The sequence below is a fragment of the Labrenzia sp. VG12 genome (genome assembly GCF_002237595.1).
Taxonomy (GTDB): domain Bacteria; phylum Pseudomonadota; class Alphaproteobacteria; order Rhizobiales; family Stappiaceae; genus Roseibium.
The window spans coordinates 4503227-4522477 of the sequence record NZ_CP022529.1; the positions used below are offsets into that span (position 1 = coordinate 4503227).

General features: G+C 60.5%; 18 protein-coding genes. 8 read left to right on the forward strand and 10 right to left on the reverse strand.

The window, feature by feature from the left end; all coding sequences use genetic code 11:
• Positions 1-21 precede the first annotated feature (21 nt).
• The 4 genes from CHH27_RS20935 to rfbF are packed head-to-tail and all read right to left on the reverse strand — an operon-like array spanning position 22 to position 3613.
• Entirely contained in the window at positions 22-1257 is a 1236-nt protein-coding gene (locus CHH27_RS20935) for a class I SAM-dependent methyltransferase (protein WP_094073307.1), read from the reverse strand.
• Entirely contained in the window at positions 1254-1799 is a 546-nt protein-coding gene (gene rfbC / locus CHH27_RS20940) for a dTDP-4-dehydrorhamnose 3,5-epimerase (protein ID WP_094073308.1), read from the reverse strand. Before rfbC ends, CHH27_RS20935 begins: the two co-directional genes overlap by 4 nt.
• On the reverse strand, positions 1796-2842 hold the full coding sequence (rfbG, locus tag CHH27_RS20945; protein WP_094073309.1) for a CDP-glucose 4,6-dehydratase: 1047 nt from the start codon (positions 2840-2842) through the stop codon (positions 1796-1798). The genes rfbC and rfbG overlap by 4 nt, the downstream gene beginning before the upstream one ends.
• A gap of 6 nt (positions 2843-2848) precedes the next feature.
• Positions 2849-3613 (reverse strand): glucose-1-phosphate cytidylyltransferase, encoded by a 765-nt coding sequence (rfbF, locus tag CHH27_RS20950; RefSeq protein ID WP_094073310.1) that lies wholly within the window; start codon positions 3611-3613, stop codon positions 2849-2851.
• A gap of 462 nt (positions 3614-4075) precedes the next feature.
• Between rfbF and CHH27_RS20955 the strand changes: the two genes are divergently transcribed.
• The gene (locus CHH27_RS20955) at positions 4076-4819 is read left to right on the forward strand and encodes a sulfotransferase family 2 domain-containing protein (protein WP_094073311.1); all 744 of its coding nucleotides are present in this window, start codon (positions 4076-4078) and stop codon (positions 4817-4819) included.
• Positions 4820-4830: 11 nt separating this feature from the next.
• Here the strand turns inward: CHH27_RS20955 and CHH27_RS20960 are convergent, their stop codons facing one another.
• Entirely contained in the window at positions 4831-5748 is a 918-nt protein-coding gene (locus tag CHH27_RS20960; RefSeq protein ID WP_094073312.1) for a glycosyltransferase family 2 protein, read from the reverse strand.
• Between the two features lie 159 nt (positions 5749-5907).
• On the opposite strand from CHH27_RS20960, the gene CHH27_RS20965 reads away from it, so the two are divergent.
• Positions 5908-7026 (forward strand): glycosyltransferase family 2 protein, encoded by a 1119-nt coding sequence (locus tag CHH27_RS20965; protein ID WP_094073313.1) that lies wholly within the window; start codon positions 5908-5910, stop codon positions 7024-7026.
• 15 nt (positions 7027-7041) lie between these two features.
• On the opposite strand, the gene CHH27_RS20970 is transcribed toward CHH27_RS20965, so the two are convergent.
• Entirely contained in the window at positions 7042-8112 is a 1071-nt protein-coding gene (locus CHH27_RS20970; RefSeq protein WP_094073314.1) for a glycosyltransferase, read from the reverse strand.
• Positions 8102-9049 carry a glycosyltransferase family 2 protein gene (locus CHH27_RS20975; RefSeq protein ID WP_094073315.1) on the reverse strand — a complete coding sequence of 316 codons (948 nt, stop codon included), beginning with the start codon at positions 9047-9049 and terminating at the stop codon, positions 8102-8104. Before CHH27_RS20975 ends, CHH27_RS20970 begins: the two co-directional genes overlap by 11 nt.
• A 203-nt stretch (positions 9050-9252) precedes the next feature.
• Between CHH27_RS20975 and CHH27_RS20980 the strand changes: the two genes are divergently transcribed.
• The 6 genes from CHH27_RS20980 to CHH27_RS21010 all read left to right on the forward strand — a co-directional run bounded on the left by CHH27_RS20980 (position 9253) and on the right by CHH27_RS21010 (position 15712).
• Positions 9253-10875: a long-chain fatty acid--CoA ligase gene (locus CHH27_RS20980; protein ID WP_094073316.1), complete on the forward strand. Its 1623-nt coding sequence runs from the start codon at positions 9253-9255 to the stop codon at positions 10873-10875.
• Positions 10872-11690 carry an SDR family NAD(P)-dependent oxidoreductase gene (locus tag CHH27_RS20985; protein WP_094073317.1) on the forward strand — a complete coding sequence of 273 codons (819 nt, stop codon included), beginning with the start codon at positions 10872-10874 and terminating at the stop codon, positions 11688-11690. The genes CHH27_RS20980 and CHH27_RS20985 overlap by 4 nt, the downstream gene beginning before the upstream one ends.
• 51 nt (positions 11691-11741) lie before the next feature.
• A complete protein-coding gene (locus tag CHH27_RS20990; protein ID WP_094074912.1) occupies positions 11742-12182 on the forward strand; it encodes a MaoC family dehydratase in 441 nt (146 codons plus the stop codon).
• Positions 12182-13168: a nitronate monooxygenase family protein gene (locus CHH27_RS20995; RefSeq protein WP_094073318.1), complete on the forward strand. Its 987-nt coding sequence runs from the start codon at positions 12182-12184 to the stop codon at positions 13166-13168. Before CHH27_RS20990 ends, CHH27_RS20995 begins: the two co-directional genes overlap by 1 nt.
• A gap of 9 nt (positions 13169-13177) precedes the next feature.
• Positions 13178-14413, forward strand: coding sequence for an acyl-CoA dehydrogenase family protein (locus CHH27_RS21000; protein ID WP_094073319.1), 1236 nt, complete (start codon positions 13178-13180; stop codon positions 14411-14413).
• A gap of 237 nt (positions 14414-14650) precedes the next feature.
• Positions 14651-15712: a phosphotransferase family protein gene (locus tag CHH27_RS21010; protein WP_094073321.1), complete on the forward strand. Its 1062-nt coding sequence runs from the start codon at positions 14651-14653 to the stop codon at positions 15710-15712.
• Between the two features lie 449 nt (positions 15713-16161).
• Here the strand turns inward: CHH27_RS21010 and CHH27_RS21015 are convergent, their stop codons facing one another.
• The 3 genes from CHH27_RS21015 to tsaA form a co-directional block, all read right to left on the reverse strand.
• Positions 16162-16530 (reverse strand): hypothetical protein, encoded by a 369-nt coding sequence (locus CHH27_RS21015; RefSeq protein WP_157739018.1) that lies wholly within the window; start codon positions 16528-16530, stop codon positions 16162-16164.
• 13 nt (positions 16531-16543) lie between these two features.
• Positions 16544-18658: a 3-hydroxyacyl-CoA dehydrogenase NAD-binding domain-containing protein gene (locus CHH27_RS21020; RefSeq protein WP_247646141.1), complete on the reverse strand. Its 2115-nt coding sequence runs from the start codon at positions 18656-18658 to the stop codon at positions 16544-16546.
• Positions 18659-18758: 100 nt separating this feature from the next.
• Entirely contained in the window at positions 18759-19223 is a 465-nt protein-coding gene (gene tsaA / locus CHH27_RS21025; protein WP_094073324.1) for a tRNA (N6-threonylcarbamoyladenosine(37)-N6)-methyltransferase TrmO, read from the reverse strand.
• Positions 19224-19251 lie beyond the last annotated feature (28 nt).

The window sequence follows — 19251 nt, forward strand, 5'->3', positions numbered from 1 at the left end:
CGGCAGATTTCAACGTCAAGGTTAGCCGCCAACGATACGGGTTTCCGGAACAAACGTCACGAACTCGGTTCCCTGTGCCGCGAGCGATGCGTTCTGCTTCCTGACTTCTTCCGCGATGTTCCATGGCAGGATGATCAGGTAATCCGGCCTCGCATTGCCTAGAACTTCCGGCGAGAGGACTGGAATATGGCTTCCAGGCAGAAACTTGTCCTGCTTGGCCTTGGCTGCATCGCAGACGAAGGGCAGAAGGTCTGGCCGCACGCCGGCGAAATTCAACAACGTGTTGCCCTTTGCTGCCGCCCCATAGCCGGCAACTGTTTTTCCATCGCGTCTGGCGTCAAGAAGAAATCTCAGAAACTCGTTCTTGATGTCTTCGGCGCGTTGCTGGAAATCGGCGTAAAACTCCTGCGTTTCCATACCGCGGCGGTTTTCTACGTCAAGCAAAGTGGCGACGGATGCCCGCTCCGTGTGACCGCTGTCCACCCGACAGCCATAGACACGGAGGCTGCCGCCATGGGTCGGCAATTCCTCGACATCGAAGATCCTGAGACCGGCCGCTTCGAAAATGCGCTTCACCGTGCCAAGCGACAGATAGGAAAAATGCTCATGGTAAACCGTATCGAACTGGCAGAATTCGACCAGCCGCATCAGATGCGGAAACTCCAGCGTGACCACGCCCTCCGGCTTCAGCTGCCGGGCGAGACCACACGTGAAATCGTTGATATCGGGCACATGCGCATAGACATTGTTGCCGATGATCAGATCGGCAGACTGTCCGCTCCCGGCAAGTTTTTTGGCCAGGGTTTCGCCGAAGAATTCCTGCAGGACCGGCACGCCGTGGGCTTCAGCCGCCGCGGCGGTGGAAGCCGTCGGTTCAATCCCGAGGCACGGTATGCCGGCTTCGACAAAATTCTTCAGGAGATAGCCGTCATTGGACGCCACTTCGACGACGAAACTGTCGCTTGAGAGATCCAGCCGCTGCCGGATCATCTCCACATAGGCAGCCGCATGCGCCAGCCAACCCTGCGAGGTGGAGGAGAAATAGGCGTAGTCCTTGTCGAACAGGCTGTCGGCTGCCGTGTAGTCCTGCGTCTGAACCAGAAAGCAGCGGTCGCACACCATCAGGCGCAGCGGATAGGTCACTTCAGGTGCTGTCAGGTCTTCAGCTGCCAGATAGGCGTTTGACGGCGGGGCGTAGCCGAGATCGAGAAATTGCCGGGTCAGCTTGGTTCCGCAATGGCGGCAGGTCTGGGTCATGAAACGGGCTCTACCTTGGAAAGAGGCGGCAGGGTCTTGTCGCGGTCGGACAGGCTCGCGATTTCCAGCGGCCAGGTGATGCCGACTTCGACATCAGCGTGATGGAATCCGCCTTCATGTTCCGGGCTGTAGCTGTCGGAGTGAAAATACAGCAGCTGTGCATTCTCTGTCAGCGTCTGGAAACCGTGAGCGAAGCCTTGAGGCACATAAATCATCTCGCCGCCTTCGGAGGTAAGCGTGACGGACACCCATCGGCCATACGTCTCGGAGCTTCGCCGCAGATCGACAATGACGTCGAAGACGGACCCGGCCATGCATTTGACCAGTTTGGCATCGGCTTTGGGCGGGCGCTGAAAATGCATGCCCCGCAATGTACCCTTTTGAACGCTGTGGGAGACATTACATTGGGACCAGACGTCGGTCAGCCCGTGCTGGCGGAACTCTTCCTGGCAAAACAAGCGGGCGAACGACCCGCGATGATCGCCACGGCGTTCCAGGTCGATGCGGTAGGCGCCGTTGAGTGCAAGCGGTGTGAAGATCATTTTGCAGCCTCGAAGGCGGCGATCTGGGCTTGTGTCATGTCAACCGGGTTGGCGCCGAATTCTACCTGGTGATACCAGTGGACCGTCTTTTCGATCGCGTCCTCAAAGCGCCAGACAGGGGCCCAGCCGAGTTCGTTGCGGGCCCTGTCGATGGACAGACTCAGGCGCCCTGCCTCATGTACAGCATCAGGATCGGACGCATCGATCCAGTGTCCCGGCCAATGGTGGATCATGGCATCCGCCAGATCGCCTACCGGGTGAACGTCTGCCGGTTCCGGGCCGAAATTGTAGCCGTCCTGGTAAGCGCCATCCGAGGCGAGATGAACCTTTTCGGCCAGGAGCAGGTACCCTTCAAGCGGATCCAGCACATGTTGCCAGGGACGGATCGACGCCGGGTTGCGAATCTCGATGGCCTTGCCGGTTCTGAGTGCCCGGATGATATCCGGCACCAGACGGTCCTCTGCCCAGTCGCCACCACCAATGACATTACCCGCGCGCGCCGTGGCGATCTTCAGGCGGTCACTGCCGAAGGACCGCCGCCAGCTGGCCGAGACAAGCTCGCAGGCTGCCTTAGAAGCGGAATAGGGATCATGACCACCGAGAGGATCGGTCTCGCGATAGGCAAAATCCCATTCGTTGTTCTCATAGACCTTGTCGGTGGTCACGACCACGGCCGTGACCGGCCTGTCCAGCTGCCGCAAGGCGTCAAGCAGATGCACGGTGCCCATGACATTGGTTGACCAGTTGCCGACCGGATCGCGATAGGACCGGCGCACCAGCGCCTGGGCGGCAAGGTGAAGCACGATATCCGGGGCAAAGGATCTGATTTCAGTGGCCAGGGCTTCAGGATCGCGAATGTCGACAAAAGCGCCTTGCATGCGCTGATCGAGGTTCAATACCTGGAACAGGTTTTGGCCGCCCTCCGGCGGGAGGGCAATTCCGAAGATCTCTGCGCCGCGGGCCATCAACAGCTCGCTGAGCCAGGCACCCTTGAAACCCGTGTGTCCCGTGATCAGGACCCTTTTGCCTTGCCAGAACCCCATCGCGCGCTACCAGATCTTCCAGGGAGCCGTGCCGGCTTGCCAGAGCTTTTCCAGCTGGTTCTTGTCCCTGAGCGTATCCATGGCTGCCCAGAAGCCGTCATGCTGATAGACACCAAGCTGGCCATCCCTGGCCAGGCTCTCCAGCGGGGCGGATTCCCAGGGCATGTCGTCCCCATCAATGCGTGAAAGAACCGACGGTTCGCAGACAAAGTAGCCGCCGTTGATCCACTGGCCGTCGCCCTGGGGTTTTTCCAGGAAACGGGTCACCTGGCCGTCCTTAATCGCCAGCGCACCGTATCGCCCCGGGGGCTGAATGGCCGTGACCGTGGCCTCCAGTCCGCTGGCCCTGTGCTGTTTCACCAGCTCTTCGATCCGCACATTGGCGACACCGTCGCCGTAGGTCAGGCAGAAGGTGCTGTCGATATGGTCTGCCACGCGCTTGATGCGACCGCCGGTCATGGTGGCTTCGCCGGTATCCACCAGGGTCACTTTCCAGGGCTCGGCCTGCTGGCGGTGCACTTCCATCCGGTTTTCGTCCATGTGGAAGGTGACGTCGGACATGTGCAGGAAATAGTTGGCGAAATACTCCTTGATCACGTAGCCCTTGTAGCCGCAGCAAATGACAAAATCGGTAATCCCGTTCGCGGCATAGATCTTCATGATGTGCCAGAGAATAGGCCGGCCGCCAATCTCGATCATCGGCTTGGGTTTCAGGTGGGACTCTTCGCTGATCCGGGTCCCGAGCCCGCCTGCCAGAATGACTGCTTTCATACCACACACCTGAATGGCTCGACTGGATCGGATCTGGGCGGCGGTTGCCGACTTCCTTGAACAGAAACGACCGCGTCAAGCTGTTATGGCGATTGAGACGCCGTTGCCCGGCACACACGTTTGTCGCCATGTCTTGTTGTTTCGGCGTCTATCTAGCAAAGGGTGACCAGTCTGCAAACAGAATTCATTTTGGATCTGCTGCCTGAGCCGAAGAAAGATGCCCTGAAGCTGTCTTGAACAGGTCCAGTAGACGGGGGCGGTGAGGGGCGTGCGAAAGTTTGCTGCAAGGAGGTAATTCGACCGGACGGCACGGCGTTTGGGCAGAACAAATTGTTGCCTGGGTCAAAGGCGGAAGATATGTGGGTGACCCAGACAATGGTCTTGATACGTTGCGCCGGGATTGAAACGGCGATCGTTGATCGTATCAGGCAAAACCGGGTTCAAGTTGGCGTTTGAAATAACATGGATGAATACGACCTGCGCAATTGCCTGAAGTATTTCCCGCAGCTCATCGGGATACGCCCGAAGAAATACCTCTTTGTCCACATTCCAAAGAACGGCGGCATGTCCATTCGCCACGCGGCGCAGCTGAAGAACCGGATAACGATTGCGAACCGACATCGCCTGAAATCGAAAAGATATGCCACCACGCTAAGAAAGACCATGTCTGAAGCCAGGGCCCATCCCGGGTTTGAGCATGCGCGACTGAGAGATATCAACTCCTGGGTGCTTCGGTCGCACATTCCGTTCGCGATCGTCAGAAATCCTTGGTCTCGTGTTTTTTCGCGCTTCATGTTTGCCATCCAGACACGGAATTGGGACTTCGAAGAGACCTGCAACAAGGCAGGCTTCGAGGCGTTTCTGGAGGAACGCCACACCTGGGGCGACATGGACTTCGCCTGGCACAGGGCAGTCAGAGGCTGGCACCAGCAAGTGGATTATTTACGGACTGACGACGGTGGCATCATTCCCAACATACTGCGCCAGGAGGCGTTGTCAGAGGACGTGAAGCGGTTTTTCGATCTCAGGGACGAGCTCGAAAAGGTAAATGTCACCAAGGGTCCGAGAATGAATTACAGGGACTTCTACACCGACAGCACAATCCAGGTTGTCGCGGACTGGTACGAAGCGGATGTTGCCACCTTCGGATTCGATTTCGACACGATGGCGACACGAAACACGCTGTTCGGCGCGGAGGCTGGCTGAAGAACCTGCGGTCATTTGCGAATTCTGAGGCGCCGCAAGATATGATCTTCCAGATCGTAACGCGTCTTGACGCGGGAATCCCGCCAGAGCCTGCGAAACAGCTTGATTTTTGTAGAGAGCGAAACGCCGGGGATCTTTCTGACGACCTTGTAGCAGCCATAGGTATAGCTGAATCTCTGGCGGAACTTGTTGTACAAGCTCTTGGCGCCGTATTTTTCGAAAGAACCGGACCCTTCAATGAAGATGTATTCGGCGTTTTCGGCCCAGACCGCCTTGTCCCGCATGACCAGTTCGGCAACGGCGTAGGAAGCAACGCACCAGGCAAAGGGATATTCATTCCAGCGCTGCATGATGACGTCCGCGCCGCCGTCCGATCTGATCAGCCCATAGCACCACTCGGCGGGGTAAGCCAGGCTTCTGGGGACAACGCCATCAGACAGGCTCTTTGAATATCCGAAGATAACCGGATCAGGGTGCAGAACCCTGCTGTTTTCACCTTTCACACGGCGAACGGTCGGTCCCGCGAGCAGTTTGTCGGGGTGGGCGTCCAGAGCAGCAGACAGCGCGGACAGGAAATTCTCGCTGGAGAAATCGTCACAGGCGCGGAGGCAAAAATACTCTGCTCTGGTCTTTCCGATTTCCATGCAATGCAGAAAATTCTCGACAGCAGACAGATGCTTTTCGTTGCTGAACAACTCAAAGCGGCTGTCCTTGGCGCAATAGTCCTGCGCGATCGCTTTGGTTTCATCCGTGGACTTGTTGTCCACGATGATGGCCTTGAAATCGGCAAGGTCCTGTCTGGCGATGCAGTCCAGGCTTTCCCTCATGGTTTTCGCGCCGTTGTAGATCGGAAATACCACGGCAACTTTTGCTCTTTGCACAGGGACACCTTGAGATAGTTGGAGAAAACGAACTGCTCTGCCGCGCATTGTCCTGACGTCTTGCGGCCCGCTCACGTTTCTGCCGGTTCAGAATTCAGCGCTCTTTTAGACGCTATTGTCCCGAAAAGTCGAGTGATATAAGAGCGCCGAACCGGGGCGTTCCGCCAAAACGAACCTCATCAATGCAAGTGCACTCAAGGTCTACTGATGACGACAGGTGAAGCCGATTTTTTGTCCACGTTTGGTTTGTCCAGCCCTCCCGTCGTCCAGGTTGAGCCAGATCAGGTCGTCGTCGTGGTGCTGGTCTACAACGAGATGCTGCGGCTCCCGGCGTTTTTGAAACACTATCGAAGCATCGGGATTGAAAAATTCATTTTTGTCGACAACGCATCGGTGGATGGCACCGCGGGATACCTGGAAGCCCAGCCGGATGTGGTCGTGATATCCACACAGAAGCCTTTCAAAAGCTACAAGTCGACGGGACGAGAGCTCATCGCCGACACCTATCTTGCGGGACATTGGGTCATGTTTCCGGATGCGGACGAGCTGCTGGTCTATCCCGGGTGGCCGGACCTGAGTGTGCCGGAACTGGTTGAGTATCTCCAGGGGCACGGGTTCGAGGCTCTGTTCACCACGATGGTGGACATGTATGCCGAAGGTGGCCTCTCGGAAATGAACTATGCTTCAGGGGATGACCTGATCGAGGCCTGTCCCAATTTTGATCCGAACGGATATCGCTTTAACCCGCTGAAGGGCAGTCACGGCAAGAGGTTCGAGACGCCGGTGCGCCATGTCTTCGGCGGGACGCGCGAACGCATCTTTCACACCGAAGCCAAGCGCAGCAGGACCGCGCTGGACAACCTGATCATTCGCCTCTTCTTCTCCATTCGCTCAAAGGCGCCGGAAACCGGCCTTCGGCGCAAACTGGACCGGCTGGTACTCAAGCTGGTCAAGAATTCACTCCCGGATCCTGCCGCGGTTCAGAGCAAGGTCCAGTTCCTCAAATGGAAAAAGGGGCTGAAGTTTTCCGGAAGCGTTCACAATGTGCGCCAGAAACTTGCATTGGCACCCGACTGGGCGGCCCTGTTGCACTTCAAATACCTGAACGACTACGCATTGAAGGTTGCCGAAGCGCTGGAGCGAAAACAGCACACGGACAATTCGGGCCATTACCTAGACTACCACAAGCAACTCGAAACGCTTCAGGCGCAGGGACTGTCCTTTGAGGAAAGTCAGCGATTTGAAGGGGAGCAGTCCCTGCTGGCGTGTGGCCTGATGCGTGAAAGCCAGTTGCTGAAAACCTGGCGCAGGAACGCCAAATCTTAGGTCTCTGCCAGGGCCCTAACGCGCTGTCGGGCTTGAGAGAAGGCGGTCATAGGCTTTCACCACACCGGCCTCCGAATATTGGTCCGCCAGCTTTGCCGTACCACCTTGTACCAGTGCCTGTTTTAAATCCGGACTTGCGAGGATCCGGGAGACAGAATTGGTCAACGCGCCCACATCACCGCACGGCGACAACAGGCCGTTGACGCCGTCATCGATGAGCCAGCTTGGGCCCGGCGACGCCGTTGCCACCACGGGCAGCCCCGCGTTCCAGCCTTCCAGCACGATATTGCCGAGCGGTTCTTCGTCAGTCGGGCAGAACAGGATGTCGGCTGCTTTCAGGAACGGCGATGGGTCGCGCTGCCAGCCCAGAAAGTGGACCCGGTCTGAAACACCAAGCGACTGGGCGAGAGCCCGGGTGTCGTTCATCAGCTCTCCGTCGCCGATCAGCCAGGCATGAACATGCGTCGGAAGGCCGGCAATGGCCTGAACGGCCAGGTCGAAGCGCTTGCGCCTGACGAAGCGTCCGAGATGAATCAGCACGGTGGCGTCTTCCGGGGTGTCGAAATCGGCCCGGTTGACCGGGGTCAGATCCGCAGGCAACGGATCGACGAAGTTGCTGATGACATGGGCCCTGGCTTCGGGCCAGCCCATTTCGACGGCCTGGTGGATGATGTCCGGGGTGTTGCCGATCAGGTCCTGAACATTGCCATAGGTGTGAAACCCGTCCGGCCAGTCGCCAAGACGCAGGAACGTGCGCATGTCCGGTCCCGGTGCCGGCAGCCACTTGCTGGCCGGGCTCATCCAGCCCATGGTCGCGGTGGCGCCGAATTTGCGGATCTCCCGGGAAATGCCCCAGCGCACGAAATGACGTTTCAAGTGGGAGCGGCTGAAGCGCAACTCCCGCACGTCGCAGTGTTTGGCCAATTCGTCCCGCCAGGGCCGGTCCGGACGGATGAAGGCGATCTGGTCCACGCCCTTGCGGGCGAGCGCGCCGGCAAGGCGCACGAAGAACTTCTCCGCGCCGCCATCCACGCCCAGGTGAATATGCGCCAGCTTTTTCAGCTGCATCGGCTGATCAGTTGCCATCGATCACGTCGTAGTAATTATGGGCGCGTCCCATCAGGCCGCGCAGGTTGCCGGAGCCCTTCATCAGGCGGATCAGGCCGTAGTAGTAGAGCTTCTCACCGCGTTTGCGGACGAATGGTTTCAGCACAAAGCCGATGATCGTTGCCAGCGCGCCGAAAAACATGCGCCGGAAGCTCTTGGGAATGAAATGCAGCGCTGCCTTGAGCCGGCCCTCACGCAACACGATGTTGAAGGCGCCGGAGGTTGCCGCCATGTGCATGCGGCTGAGCAGGCGGCCCGTGGTCACGCGCGTCGCCGGGATGTCTTCCTCGACAATGGCATCATCGACCCAGATCATTTTGACGCCTGCTGCATGGGTGCGGCGGAAGAAGTCGATGTCTTCACTGCCGAAGGTCAGCCGCTCGTCGAAGCGCAGGCCAAGGCCGTCCCTTGCGACGATCCGGCCGCTCAGGATCACATTGTTGGTTGGCGCTTCGGTGATCACCGTTCCCGTCGGGCGGGGTTTCAATAGCTGCGACTTCCACCAATGCGGTGCCGGTTTTTCGTAGATCCGGCGCACGGGACCGTTGCCGACCTCGGCCTTGTGGTCGCGGCAGGCCGAAATCAGCTTTTCGATCCAGTCCGGTTCAGCGCGTTCATCGTCGTCGATCAGCGCGATCCAGTCCGGCTTGTGTTCAAGGGCAGCTTCCAGGGCGGTGTTGCGGGCAAAGGGAATGCCGCGGCGCTTTTCATGATGGAAGAAGACGGGCAGGGACAGGCGATCGTTGACGGCTGCAGCCGCCTCGCCGGTGAAATGCGGCTCCGGATCATTTTCCACAACCACGATCGACATTTCCATATTGTCGGGTTCGATCAGGTTGTCGAGGCTTTCCAGGCAAGCCTGCAGCATCTTCGGCCGCTGCGCGGTGCAGACGGCGATGACCAGTTTCTGGGTCATGCGGGGATCTCAATCCTTCCATTCGGCTGGGCAGGGTTTGGCGCAAGAGCCCGCCGCTGTCAAAGGGTTTCCTGCCTCGCCGGGAACAACCTGCAAGAACAGATTGAGCAGATTAACCTTTCCAGCGTGTGACGCGCGCGTTAGGTTTTTGGTTCGACCCTCAAAAAGGACCGTAACAACGGCCGTGTTCTGGGAGGAACCACATGAAGGGATTGATGATGCACCGTCCGCTGAAAATCGCGGACCTCATCACGTTTGCGCGCGACACCTATCCCACAAGCGAACTCGTTTCTGTCCGCACCGAAGGCGATGTCCATCGGGCGACCTACCGGGAAACAGCCGGACGGATCGCCCAGCTCGCTCACGGACTGCGTCGGCTCGGCGTTCAGGAAGGAGATCGCATCGCGACCCTTGCTTGGAACGGCTACCGCCATTTCGAGCTTTATTACGCCATTTCCGGGATTGGGGCTGTCTGCCATACGATCAATCCGCGCCTGTCTGCCGAGCAGATGATCTACATCGTCAATCACGCCCAGGACCGGCTCCTTTTCACCGACGTCACCTTCGTTCCGATCCTGGAAAAACTGAGACCGCATTTTCCGGAGGGTCTTCGGGTCGTCATCATGACCGACCGGGCGCACATGCCCGAAACGGCACTTGAAGGCGCTCTTTGCTACGAGGAGATCCTCGAAGGGCAATCCGAAGAGATGGACTGGCCAGACTTTCCCGAGGAGACCGCCGCCGGGCTTTGCTACACGTCTGGCACCACGGGCAATCCCAAGGGCACGCTCTATTCGCACCGCTCCACGGTGCTCCATGCCTACAGCCTGTGTGTGACCATTCCGAAGGTCCTTCAGGAAGGCTCCCGCATCCTGCCGGTGGTGCCGCTGTTTCATGTCAATGCCTGGGGTTTGCCCTATGCCGCACCGCTGTCCGGATCGAGCCTGATCTTCCCGGGCGGTGCGCTGGACGGCGCCAGCCTGTTCGACCTGATGGACCGCGAGAAGGTTTTTTCCGCCTGGGGTGTGCCGACGGTGTGGATGGGGCTGATGAATGAAATCCGGCAGCGCGGCCGACTGCCGGACGGCTTTGGCGACATTGTCGTCGGCGGTTCGGCGGCCTCCCGTTCGCTCATCGAAGGTTTTGAAAAGGAAGGGGTCAATGTCTGTCACGCCTGGGGCATGACAGAAATGAGCCCGCTCGGAACCCAGTGCAATCTGCCCCCCGATATGGCGGATCTGCCGTTCGAGGACCGTATCGACCGCAAGCAGTCCCAGGGGCGCCGTGTCTTCGGTGTTGACATGAAAGTGGTGAACGACGCCGGGCAGCGTCTGCCTCACGACGGCAAGACCCCGGGGCATCTTTATGTGCGCGGCAATGCGATCACCGCCGGCTATTTCGAGGATAAGGAGGCTTCAAAACCGGTGTTTGATGCCGAGGGCTGGTTCTGCACCGGCGACATCGCCACCATCAGCGCCGACGGGTTCCTGACGATCACCGACAGGTCGAAGGATCTGATCAAGTCGGGCGGCGAATGGATCAGCTCACTCGATCTGGAAAACATCGTCATGTCGCATCCGGGCGTCGCAGCGTGTGCCGTGATCGCGGTGCCCGATGAAAAATGGGACGAGCGCCCACTGCTGATCGTGCAGGCACGCGACGATGCCCAGCCGCAAAAGGAAGAGCTCCTTGGGCTTCTGGCCGAGCGCGTTGCCAAGTGGCAGGTACCGGATGACGTTGTCTTCGTGGATGCCCTGCCGCTGACGGCAACCGGCAAGGTTTCGAAACTCACGCTCAGAAAAAACTATTCGGAGGGCGCCGAATGACGCCGGAACACCTGTTCGGTCTTGCCGGAAAAACCGCCCTTGTGACAGGCGGCGCCACCGGTGTCGGCCGCATGGCCGCTGAGGGGCTCATCGCGGCAGGGGCCCATGTCCTGATCGCCAGCCGGAAGGCGGACGCCTGCAAGGCGGCGGCAGAGGAACTCAATGGCTTAGGGTTCCCCGGCAAGGCTGACGGCTTTGCCGGCGACGTTTCCACCGAAGAGGGTGTCGATGCCCTTGCCGAGGAGGTCGGCCGGCGTACGGAAAAGCTCGCCATCCTGATGAACAACGCCGGCACCAGCTGGGGCATGCCGCTGGGGTCCTTTCCCTATCATGCCTGGGAGCGGGTCATGCGCGTCAACGTCACCGGCCTTTTCCAGCTGACCCAGTCCCTTCTGCCGCGTCTGGAAGCGGCAGCCAGTGATGGCGACCCGGCACGGGTGGTCAATGTCGGCTCGGTGATGGGCGAAACCGCCCATGGGGACCGCGCCTACAGTTATGCCGCGTCCAAGGCGGCAGTCCATCACCTGACCCGGATCCTCGCCAAGGAACTGGCCGAAAAACGGATCACCGTGAACGCGCTGGCGCCCGGCCCCTTCGTCAGCAACATGACGGCCTTCGCCACGGCGGATGAAGATATCCGCTCTCGTGTCGGGGCCCAGGTGCCGCTCGGCCGCGTCGGCCGCCCGGAAGACATTGCAGCTGCAATGCAGTTCCTGTGCGGCTATGGCGGCGCCTATGTCACGGGCGCGATTCTGCCGATCAGTGGCGGCATCAATGTCGAGACCGGGCCGGATCTCTTCCAGGAGGCTTACTGAGTGTCTGTTGAGGCTTCGCCCGGACCGGTCACCGTCGACACGTTGAAAGCGATGATTGGCACCGAGGTCGGTGTGTCGTCCTGGGTCCTGGTGGACCAGGCCCGGATCGACGCCTTTGCCGATGTCACCGGTGATCACCAGTTCATCCATGTTGACCCGGTCCGGGCCGCACAAACGCCTTTTGGCGGCACCATTGCGCACGGGTTTCTGACCCTGTCACTGCTGTCGGCATTGGCGCTGGAGGCCCAGCCGAAAATTGCCGGGGCCGAAATGGGCATCAATTACGGTTTCGACAAGGTGCGCTTCCTGGCACCGGTCAAGGCCGGGGACAGGGTACGCGGCCGGTTCAGTCTGGCGGCCCTGTCGCAACCCGGACCGAAGGAGGTCGACATCACCTGGGCCTCGACCATCGAGATCGACGGTGGCAAGCGGCCCGCGCTCGCTGCCGACTGGCTGAACCGCTTTTATCTGAACGAAGGGGAGCAAACCTGATGCTCAAGGCACGCCCATTGCCAAAGGCGCTGCAGGGCCTGAGACTGCCGGCGGTTGCCGCCCCGCTTTTCATCGTCTCCTGTCCGGATCTGGTGATTGCCCAGTGCAAGGCCGGCATCATCGGCAGCTTTCCGGCGCTCAACGCCCGGGACGAGCCAGATGGACCAGTGCAGCTGGAAGCCTGGCTGCAGCAGATCACCGAAGCGCTCGACCGGCACAATCAGGCGAATCCCGACAGCCCGGCCGCGCCCTTTGCGGTCAACCAGATCGTGCATCGTTCCAACGAGCGCCTGGAACGCGACATCGAGATCTGTGCGCGTTGGAAGGTGCCGATCTGGATCACCTCCATGGGCGCCCGGGTGGAGGTGAACGAGGCCGCTCATGCCTGCGGCGGCATCGCGCTGCATGATGTCATCAACAACACCTATGCCAGGAAGGCAGTCGAAAAAGGCGCCGACGGGCTGATTGCGGTCGCGGCAGGTGCCGGCGGTCATGGTGGCCCGCAATCACCCTTTGCCCTGGTGCGCGAGATCCGCGAATGGTTCGACGGGCCCCTGCTTCTCGGCGGGGCGGTCTCTACCGGCGAAGCGCTGCTGGCCGCACGGGTGCTCGGTGCCGATTTCGGTTATGTCGGTTCGCCCTTCGTGGCCACCGAAGAGGCGAATGCGGATCGCGCCTACAAGGACATGATGGTGGCCGGTGGCGCGGAAGATGTTCTGACCTCGTCGCTCTTTACTGGGCACCCGGCCAACTACCTGAAAGGTTCGATTGCCAAGGTTGGACTGGATCCCAATGACCTGCCAACGGACTGGGATGTCAGCGTCATGCCGGACGACAGCCCGAAGCCCAAAGCCTGGCGCGAGATCTGGGGCGCCGGGCAAGGCATTGGTGCGATCAAATCCGTTGGCCCGGCGGCCCATGTGGTCGATCGCCTGGAAACGGAATACCGCGCCGCCATAAAGCGCCTGCGCGACGACATCTGCTAGGGGGAACTTATGGATCTTGGAATTTCCGAAAAGGTTGCACCGTTGATCGCCGAGGTGCGCCAGATGGTGGAAACGGAGATCGCGCCGCTCGACAGGGAATATCACGAAGAGGTCGGGCGGCATCCTTCCGGTGACCGGTTTCAGATGACGGCCCGCCAGCTTGAGATCCTGGACAGTCTGAAAGCCAGGGCAAAGGAACGAGGTCTCTGGAATTTCTGGCTGACGGACAGCGAGAAAGGGTTCGGCCTGACAACGGTCGAATACGCCTATCTGGCGGAGGAAATGGGCAAGGTCGGCATTGCCGCCGAGGTTTTCAACTGCAATGCGCCCGACACCGGCAACATGGAAGTTCTGGAGCGCTATGGCACCGAGGCCCACAAGCAACGCTGGCTGAAACCGCTTTTGAACGGAGACATCCGGTCCGCCTATCTGATGACCGAACCGGATGTGGCCTCGTCCGATGCGACCAACATTGCGCTCACGGCCCGAAAGGATGGCACCGACTGGGTCCTCAACGGCGACAAGTGGTGGGCGACAGGCGCCGGTGACCCGCGCTGCGCGCTTTACATCGTCATGGCCGCAACGGACCCGGAGGCACACAAGCACAGCCGCCATTCCATGTTCCTGATCCCGGTCGATGCGCCGGGCATCGAGGTGCTTCGGCCGATGCATGTCTTCGGCGCCGACGATGCGCCCCACGGCCACATGCATATCCGCTTCACGGATGTGCGTGTGCCGCAGGAAGATCTTGTCCTGGGAGAAGGGCGTGGGTTCGAGGTTGCCCAGGGACGGCTGGGCCCGGGCCGAATCCACCACTGCATGCGCGCCATCGGCCAGGCGGAAAAGGCGCTGGAGATGCTCTGCCAGCGCGCCATGTCGCGCGAAGCCTTCGGCAGGAAGCTGATGGACCTCGGTGCCAATTACGACATCATCGCCAATGCGCGCATGGAAATCGAGATGGCCCGGCTGCTCTGCCTGAAGGCCGCCTGGGTCATGGACACGCAAGGCACGCGCGCCGCCCAGGCCTGGATCAGTCAGATCAAGGTGGTGGCGCCTTTGATGGCATTGAAGGTCGTCGACGAGGCCATGCAGGTCCACGGCGCGGCCGGCATCAGCCAGGATTTTCCATTGGCTGCCATGTGGACGCATTTGAGGACACTGCGGTTCGCCGACGGTCCGGATGCCGTGCATCGGCGCCAGGTGGCGCGCACGGAGCTGCGGAAATACTCCAACGGGAAGCTTTGAAGGTGGCGTTCGCCCCTTATTTGCTTGGCGGAGGGCAGCCATGAGCACGCTATCCCTACCCATAGACCTCATCCTGAGGAAGCGCAGAGCGCTGTCTCGAAGGACCGGCGGCATATTGAAGAGCAAGAGGCCGATCCTTCGAGACGCGAGCAAGCTCGCTCCTCAGGATGAGGGCTGTGGGTGGGGTTGCGTCCAGACGGCGTGTGATCGTGGGGCCGGCAACGAAGGTCTGCGCCCATGACCACCCCTCAACAGGATCTTGACCTCAGATCGCTCGCCACCTGGCTGGAAACACACCTGCCCGGCTTTGAAGGCCCGCTTGATGCAGAAAAATTCACCCGCGGCCAGTCCAACCCGACCTTCCGGCTGAAAGCTGCCTCCGGCGACTATGTGCTCAGGCGCAAGCCGCCGGGCGTGCTTCTGAAATCCGCCCATGCCGTCGACCGGGAATTCCGGGTCCAACAGGCGCTCGCAGGGTCAGAGGTGCCGGTCGCGCAGATGCATGTGCTGTGCGAGGATGACAGCGTCATCGGCTCGGCCTTCTACATCATGCAGCTTGTCCGGGGGCGCAACTTTGACGACCCGCGCGTGCCGGGTGTCGATACCGACACGAGACGCGGTCTTTATGACGAGATGAACCGGGTGCTTGCAGCGATCCATGCCATAGACCTGGACGCGCGCGGTCTCGCGGACTTCGGACCGTCAGGGAACTACTACCGCCGCCAGATTGACCGCTGGACCAGGCAGTACCGGGCCAGCGAAACCGGGACCATTCCGGCCATGGACGAGCTGATGGACTGGCTCGACGGCAATGTGCCGGAAGAGGACGGCCGGCGCACGCTGGTCCATGGCGACTACCGTATCGACAACCTGCTCTTCGCGGAGGACGGGCCGGCCTGCGTTGCCGTGCTCGACTGGGAGCTTTCCACCATCGGCCATCCTTTTGCCGATCTCGCCGCACTCGTCATGCAGTGGCAGCGGCCGCCCGGTACCGAGGGCCGGGGGCTTGCCGGTGTCGACCGGAAGACGCTTGGCATTCCGGAGGATCAGGCTTTCATTGACGCCTATTGCAGCCGAATGGGCCTTGCCGGCATTCCGGGCTTCGGCTTCTACCTCGCCTTTGCCTTCTTCCGGATGGGCGCAATCCTGCAGGGCGTCAAAAAGCGCGCCCTTAACGGCAATGCCTCCAACCCGGAGCTCGGACTGAAGCTGGGCGCCAGCGTGCCGGACTATGCCGCCGGCGGGCTGGCGGCGGCGAAAAAAGGGGTAACAGTTGGTCTTAGGGCAAATCGCGTTTAACCGAGGATCGTTGGATCTTGTTAAACGCGACACGTTCTAGGTGTCACCCCGGACAAGCGCAGCGCGATCCGGGGCCTACTCGCCTGCCTGTTTGCAGTCAGCCCCTGAAGTTGGGGGCAAACTCTCACGTTACTTCGGACCAACTCGAAGGCTCTGGAAACGAGTGGGCCCCGGATCGTCGCTTTGCTCCGTCCGGGGTGACACCATCCAAGGTGCTTTGCCCGAAAACGCAGCAGCCCGGACAACTATCCCGTTTGTCATCCCGGGCGAAGCGCAGCGCAGACCCGGGACCCAGTAATCACTGGCGCTCGAAAAACACGCCCTGACACTGCGGCGTACTGGATCCCGGTCTTGGCGCGATGCGCCAAACCGGGATGACAAGTGGAAGCTGGTTTCAACGCTATTGAGGGGACATGCATTGGCGGAGCCACCGTTTCGGCGCCGACTGGTCAATCGAAATAAATATCAATCCGTTTGGCTCGAACGTGAACCCGGTATGTCTCCGCCACAATCAGAAGACCGCCGTCCGGATCTATTGTAATATCCTCGAGCTCGGCAACATCCACGTACTCCGGCAATTCCGCGCTCCATTTCGGGGGAAGTTGCTCCTGCGGCAATCCGGAGATCGTCTGCGGTTCCGAGGCGACCATCCTGCCCACCCGGAAACAACCGACTTCGGACTTGCCCGATTCTACATAGGCAGGATGGTTCTTGGCCAGCAAGAACTCGAAATAGAAAATGACCTCGGAGGCTGAGGTTTCCCAGCCCAGGAGGTGGGAGTCCAAGAGTTCAATATCCTCAAGCAACTTGTCAAACACTCAGGTTTGTCCTTCACCCCCGCGTATTCATCTCCGCGAAGGTCTCGCCGCTTTCAGCCATCTTCCGCAGGAGCTCGGGAACCTGCCAGTAATAGCTGTCTTCCTGCGCGTATGCCTCGATCCGCCGGACCAGCTCGCCTGCGCCAATCACATCTGCCGTGTGCATCGGGCCGCCGCGGAACCGCGGGAAGCCGTAGCCGTTCAGGAAGACGGCGTCGATGTCGATGGGCCTGAGGGCGATGCCTTCCTCCAGCACACGGACACCTTCCAAGATCATTGCCGTCATGAAGCGCTCGACAATCTCTTCAGATGTAAAACTGCGCGGTGTCACTCCGGCGTTTTCCCGTTCCGCGTCAATGATGGAAAGGGCTTCCGGATTGGGGCGGGGACCGTTGTCGTCATAGATGTAGAAACCCTGACCGGTCTTGCGGCCGAACCAGCTGTTCTCGCAGATCCGGTCGGCAATCGGGATGTATCGCTCTTCTTTGGGCCTTGTTGCCGCCCGGCGCTTGTTGGCGGCCCAGCTGATGTCGAGACCGGCCAGATCGGCAACCTGGTAGGGGCCCATGGCAAAGCCGAAGCCGCGCATCGCCGTGTCGATCTCCTCTGGCGACGCACCGTCCATCATCATGTAATCGGCGGCCTTCTTGTAGAAGGTCATGATGCGGTTGCCGATAAAGCCGTCGCAGACGCCGGAGCGCACGGCGATCTTTTTCAGCTTCTTGGCCAGTGCAAAGCCGGTGGCAACCACCTCGGGGGAGGTCTTGTCGGCGACCACCACTTCCAGAAGCCGCATCACATGGGCAGGGGAAAAGAAGTGCAGACCGATCACGTCTTCCGGCCGCCCGGTGGTCGCGGCGATGTCGTTGATGTCGAGATAGGACGTGTTGGAAGCCAGCACGGCACCCGGCTTGCAGACCGTGTCGAGGGTGCCGAAGATCTCGCGTTTGACGCTCATCTCCTCGAACACCGCCTCGATGACCAGGTCGACATCGGCCAGGGCCTTCAGGTCCGTTGAGGTGCTCAGTCGGTCACTCAGGATCTTCTCGCGCCCCTCTGCGCTCAATTTGCCGCGTTTGACCGCGCCATCCAGGTTCCCGGCGATCGTGTCGGTGCCTCGCTCAAGTCCTGCCTGATCGCGCTCGGTCAGGGTCACCGGCAGGCCCGCAAGCAGCACCGCAGTCGCAATGCCGGAGCCCATGGTGCCGCCGCCGATGACGCCGACAGACCGGATCTCGCGTGGCTCCGCCGCAGCCTCGGGAACCTTTGTGACCGCCCGTTCGGAGAAGAAGGCATGGATCAGGCCGGCGCGTTGCGGGCTTTCCATGCAGGCGTTGTAAAGCCGGCGTTCCTCCGCCATGCCGTCCCTGATCGGCAGATGGCAGGCCTCGACCGCGTCGACGCATTTGTGGGGCGAGAACAATTGTGCCTGGGTCTTGGCAAGTTTCGTCCGCATGGCATCGATTGCGGCCTGATCGGGTGTGGCGGCAAGTTCGCCGGTCTTGCGGCGGGGCAAGGCTCCGGACACAAGATCCTGCGCTGCCTGCAAGGCAACCTCGCGCGGTTCGCCTTCTCCTATCCGGTCAACCAGGCCGTGTTCGAGCGCAACCTCTGCGGAAACCGGCTTGCCGGAGGTGATCATGTCGAGGGCAAAGGCGACACCGGCAAGGCGCGGTGCACGCTGGGTGCCGCCGGCGCCGGGCAGAATGCCGAGCGTGACTTCAGGCAGGCCCACCCTGGTGCCCGGGAGTGCGACGCGGGCGTGGCAGGACATGGCAACTTCCAGCCCGCCGCCCAATGTCGTGCCGTGCAGGAGGCAGACAATGGGCTTTTCTGTGTCCTCGATGAAATTGCACAGGTCCGGTAGCCACGGATCCTGCGGCGGCTTGCCGAATTCCCGAATGTCCGCACCGGCAATGAAGGTCCGGCCCTTGCCGTAAAGCGCGATTACCTGAACGCCGTCATCCTGCTGCAGGGTTTCGAGCGCTTGCCACAATCCCGTGCGGACCGCGTGCGACGCCGCGTTGACCGGCGGATTGTCAAGGGCGATCAGGCCGGTGTTGCCGATGATCTCGATGGAAACGACATCGTTGATGGCGGACGTGCCCGTCGGCATTCCAGAGTGCATTGAGTTCCTCCCAGGCCGCTTCGGATGAGCGGATTCGTGCCCGGATTGTCAATTGTAAGGAGGGCTTGTCAAGCTGTCCCAAAAGCGCAAGTTGCGTTCGTCAGTCCTTTGGCGGTGCCTTCGGCGTAAACGAACAGCGATCCGGTTTCACATCGACAAGCGGCGTGCCGTCCAGACAGTCGAGCCCGCGCACCGTCAGAACAGGTCCGTCGACAGAGACAAGTTTGACAAGGGATGTTCCGATCAGGTTGGGACGCACCGGCGAGCGCAGCGCAAACGTGCCGAACGTGCCGTCATTATGCCCCGGATTCTGGATCACCAGGTCGCGCCGGGCCTGATTCAGCCAGTAAAGCAGTTCGATCCGGGCATAGTCCTCGATGCCCTGGAGCGCCGGGACCCAGGGCTCGAAGATCTCGACCTGGCAGTCCGGTCCGTCCTCTTTGCCCTGGCGCGGACAGGCTTTGCGATCGGTCCACGGCGTGCGGATGCGGCCGATGAAATAGAGCCGGGCATCCTCCGGGTCCGGAACGGAAATCTGAACTTCGTGCGGACGAATATCGCTCATCTTGGTCCTGCGTTTGATCCTGCGGAGG

What these genes read in the sequence shown, in the direction of transcription:
- tsaA (WP_094073324.1), bottom strand. Translation starts at nt 19,223, where the DNA reads ATGAGCGATATTCGTCCGCACGAAGTTCAGATTTCCGTTCCGGACCCG.
- CHH27_RS20970 (WP_094073314.1), bottom strand. Translation starts at nt 8,112, where the DNA reads ATGGCAACTGATCAGCCGATGCAGCTGAAAAAGCTGGCGCATATTCAC.
- CHH27_RS20990 (WP_094074912.1), top strand. Translation starts at nt 11,742, where the DNA reads ATGATTGGCACCGAGGTCGGTGTGTCGTCCTGGGTCCTGGTGGACCAG.
- CHH27_RS20955 (WP_094073311.1), top strand. Translation starts at nt 4,076, where the DNA reads ATGGATGAATACGACCTGCGCAATTGCCTGAAGTATTTCCCGCAGCTC.
- rfbG (WP_094073309.1), bottom strand. Translation starts at nt 2,842, where the DNA reads ATGGGGTTCTGGCAAGGCAAAAGGGTCCTGATCACGGGACACACGGGT.
- rfbC (WP_094073308.1), bottom strand. Translation starts at nt 1,799, where the DNA reads ATGATCTTCACACCGCTTGCACTCAACGGCGCCTACCGCATCGACCTG.
- rfbF (WP_094073310.1), bottom strand. Translation starts at nt 3,613, where the DNA reads ATGAAAGCAGTCATTCTGGCAGGCGGGCTCGGGACCCGGATCAGCGAA.
- CHH27_RS20985 (WP_094073317.1), top strand. Translation starts at nt 10,872, where the DNA reads ATGACGCCGGAACACCTGTTCGGTCTTGCCGGAAAAACCGCCCTTGTG.
- CHH27_RS20975 (WP_094073315.1), bottom strand. Translation starts at nt 9,049, where the DNA reads ATGACCCAGAAACTGGTCATCGCCGTCTGCACCGCGCAGCGGCCGAAG.
- CHH27_RS20965 (WP_094073313.1), top strand. Translation starts at nt 5,908, where the DNA reads ATGACGACAGGTGAAGCCGATTTTTTGTCCACGTTTGGTTTGTCCAGC.
- CHH27_RS20995 (WP_094073318.1), top strand. Translation starts at nt 12,182, where the DNA reads ATGCTCAAGGCACGCCCATTGCCAAAGGCGCTGCAGGGCCTGAGACTG.
- CHH27_RS21000 (WP_094073319.1), top strand. Translation starts at nt 13,178, where the DNA reads ATGGATCTTGGAATTTCCGAAAAGGTTGCACCGTTGATCGCCGAGGTG.
- CHH27_RS21020 (WP_247646141.1), bottom strand. Translation starts at nt 18,658, where the DNA reads ATGCACTCTGGAATGCCGACGGGCACGTCCGCCATCAACGATGTCGTT.
- CHH27_RS20960 (WP_094073312.1), bottom strand. Translation starts at nt 5,748, where the DNA reads ATGCGCGGCAGAGCAGTTCGTTTTCTCCAACTATCTCAAGGTGTCCCT.
- CHH27_RS20980 (WP_094073316.1), top strand. Translation starts at nt 9,253, where the DNA reads ATGAAGGGATTGATGATGCACCGTCCGCTGAAAATCGCGGACCTCATC.
- CHH27_RS21010 (WP_094073321.1), top strand. Translation starts at nt 14,651, where the DNA reads ATGACCACCCCTCAACAGGATCTTGACCTCAGATCGCTCGCCACCTGG.
- CHH27_RS20935 (WP_094073307.1), bottom strand. Translation starts at nt 1,257, where the DNA reads ATGACCCAGACCTGCCGCCATTGCGGAACCAAGCTGACCCGGCAATTT.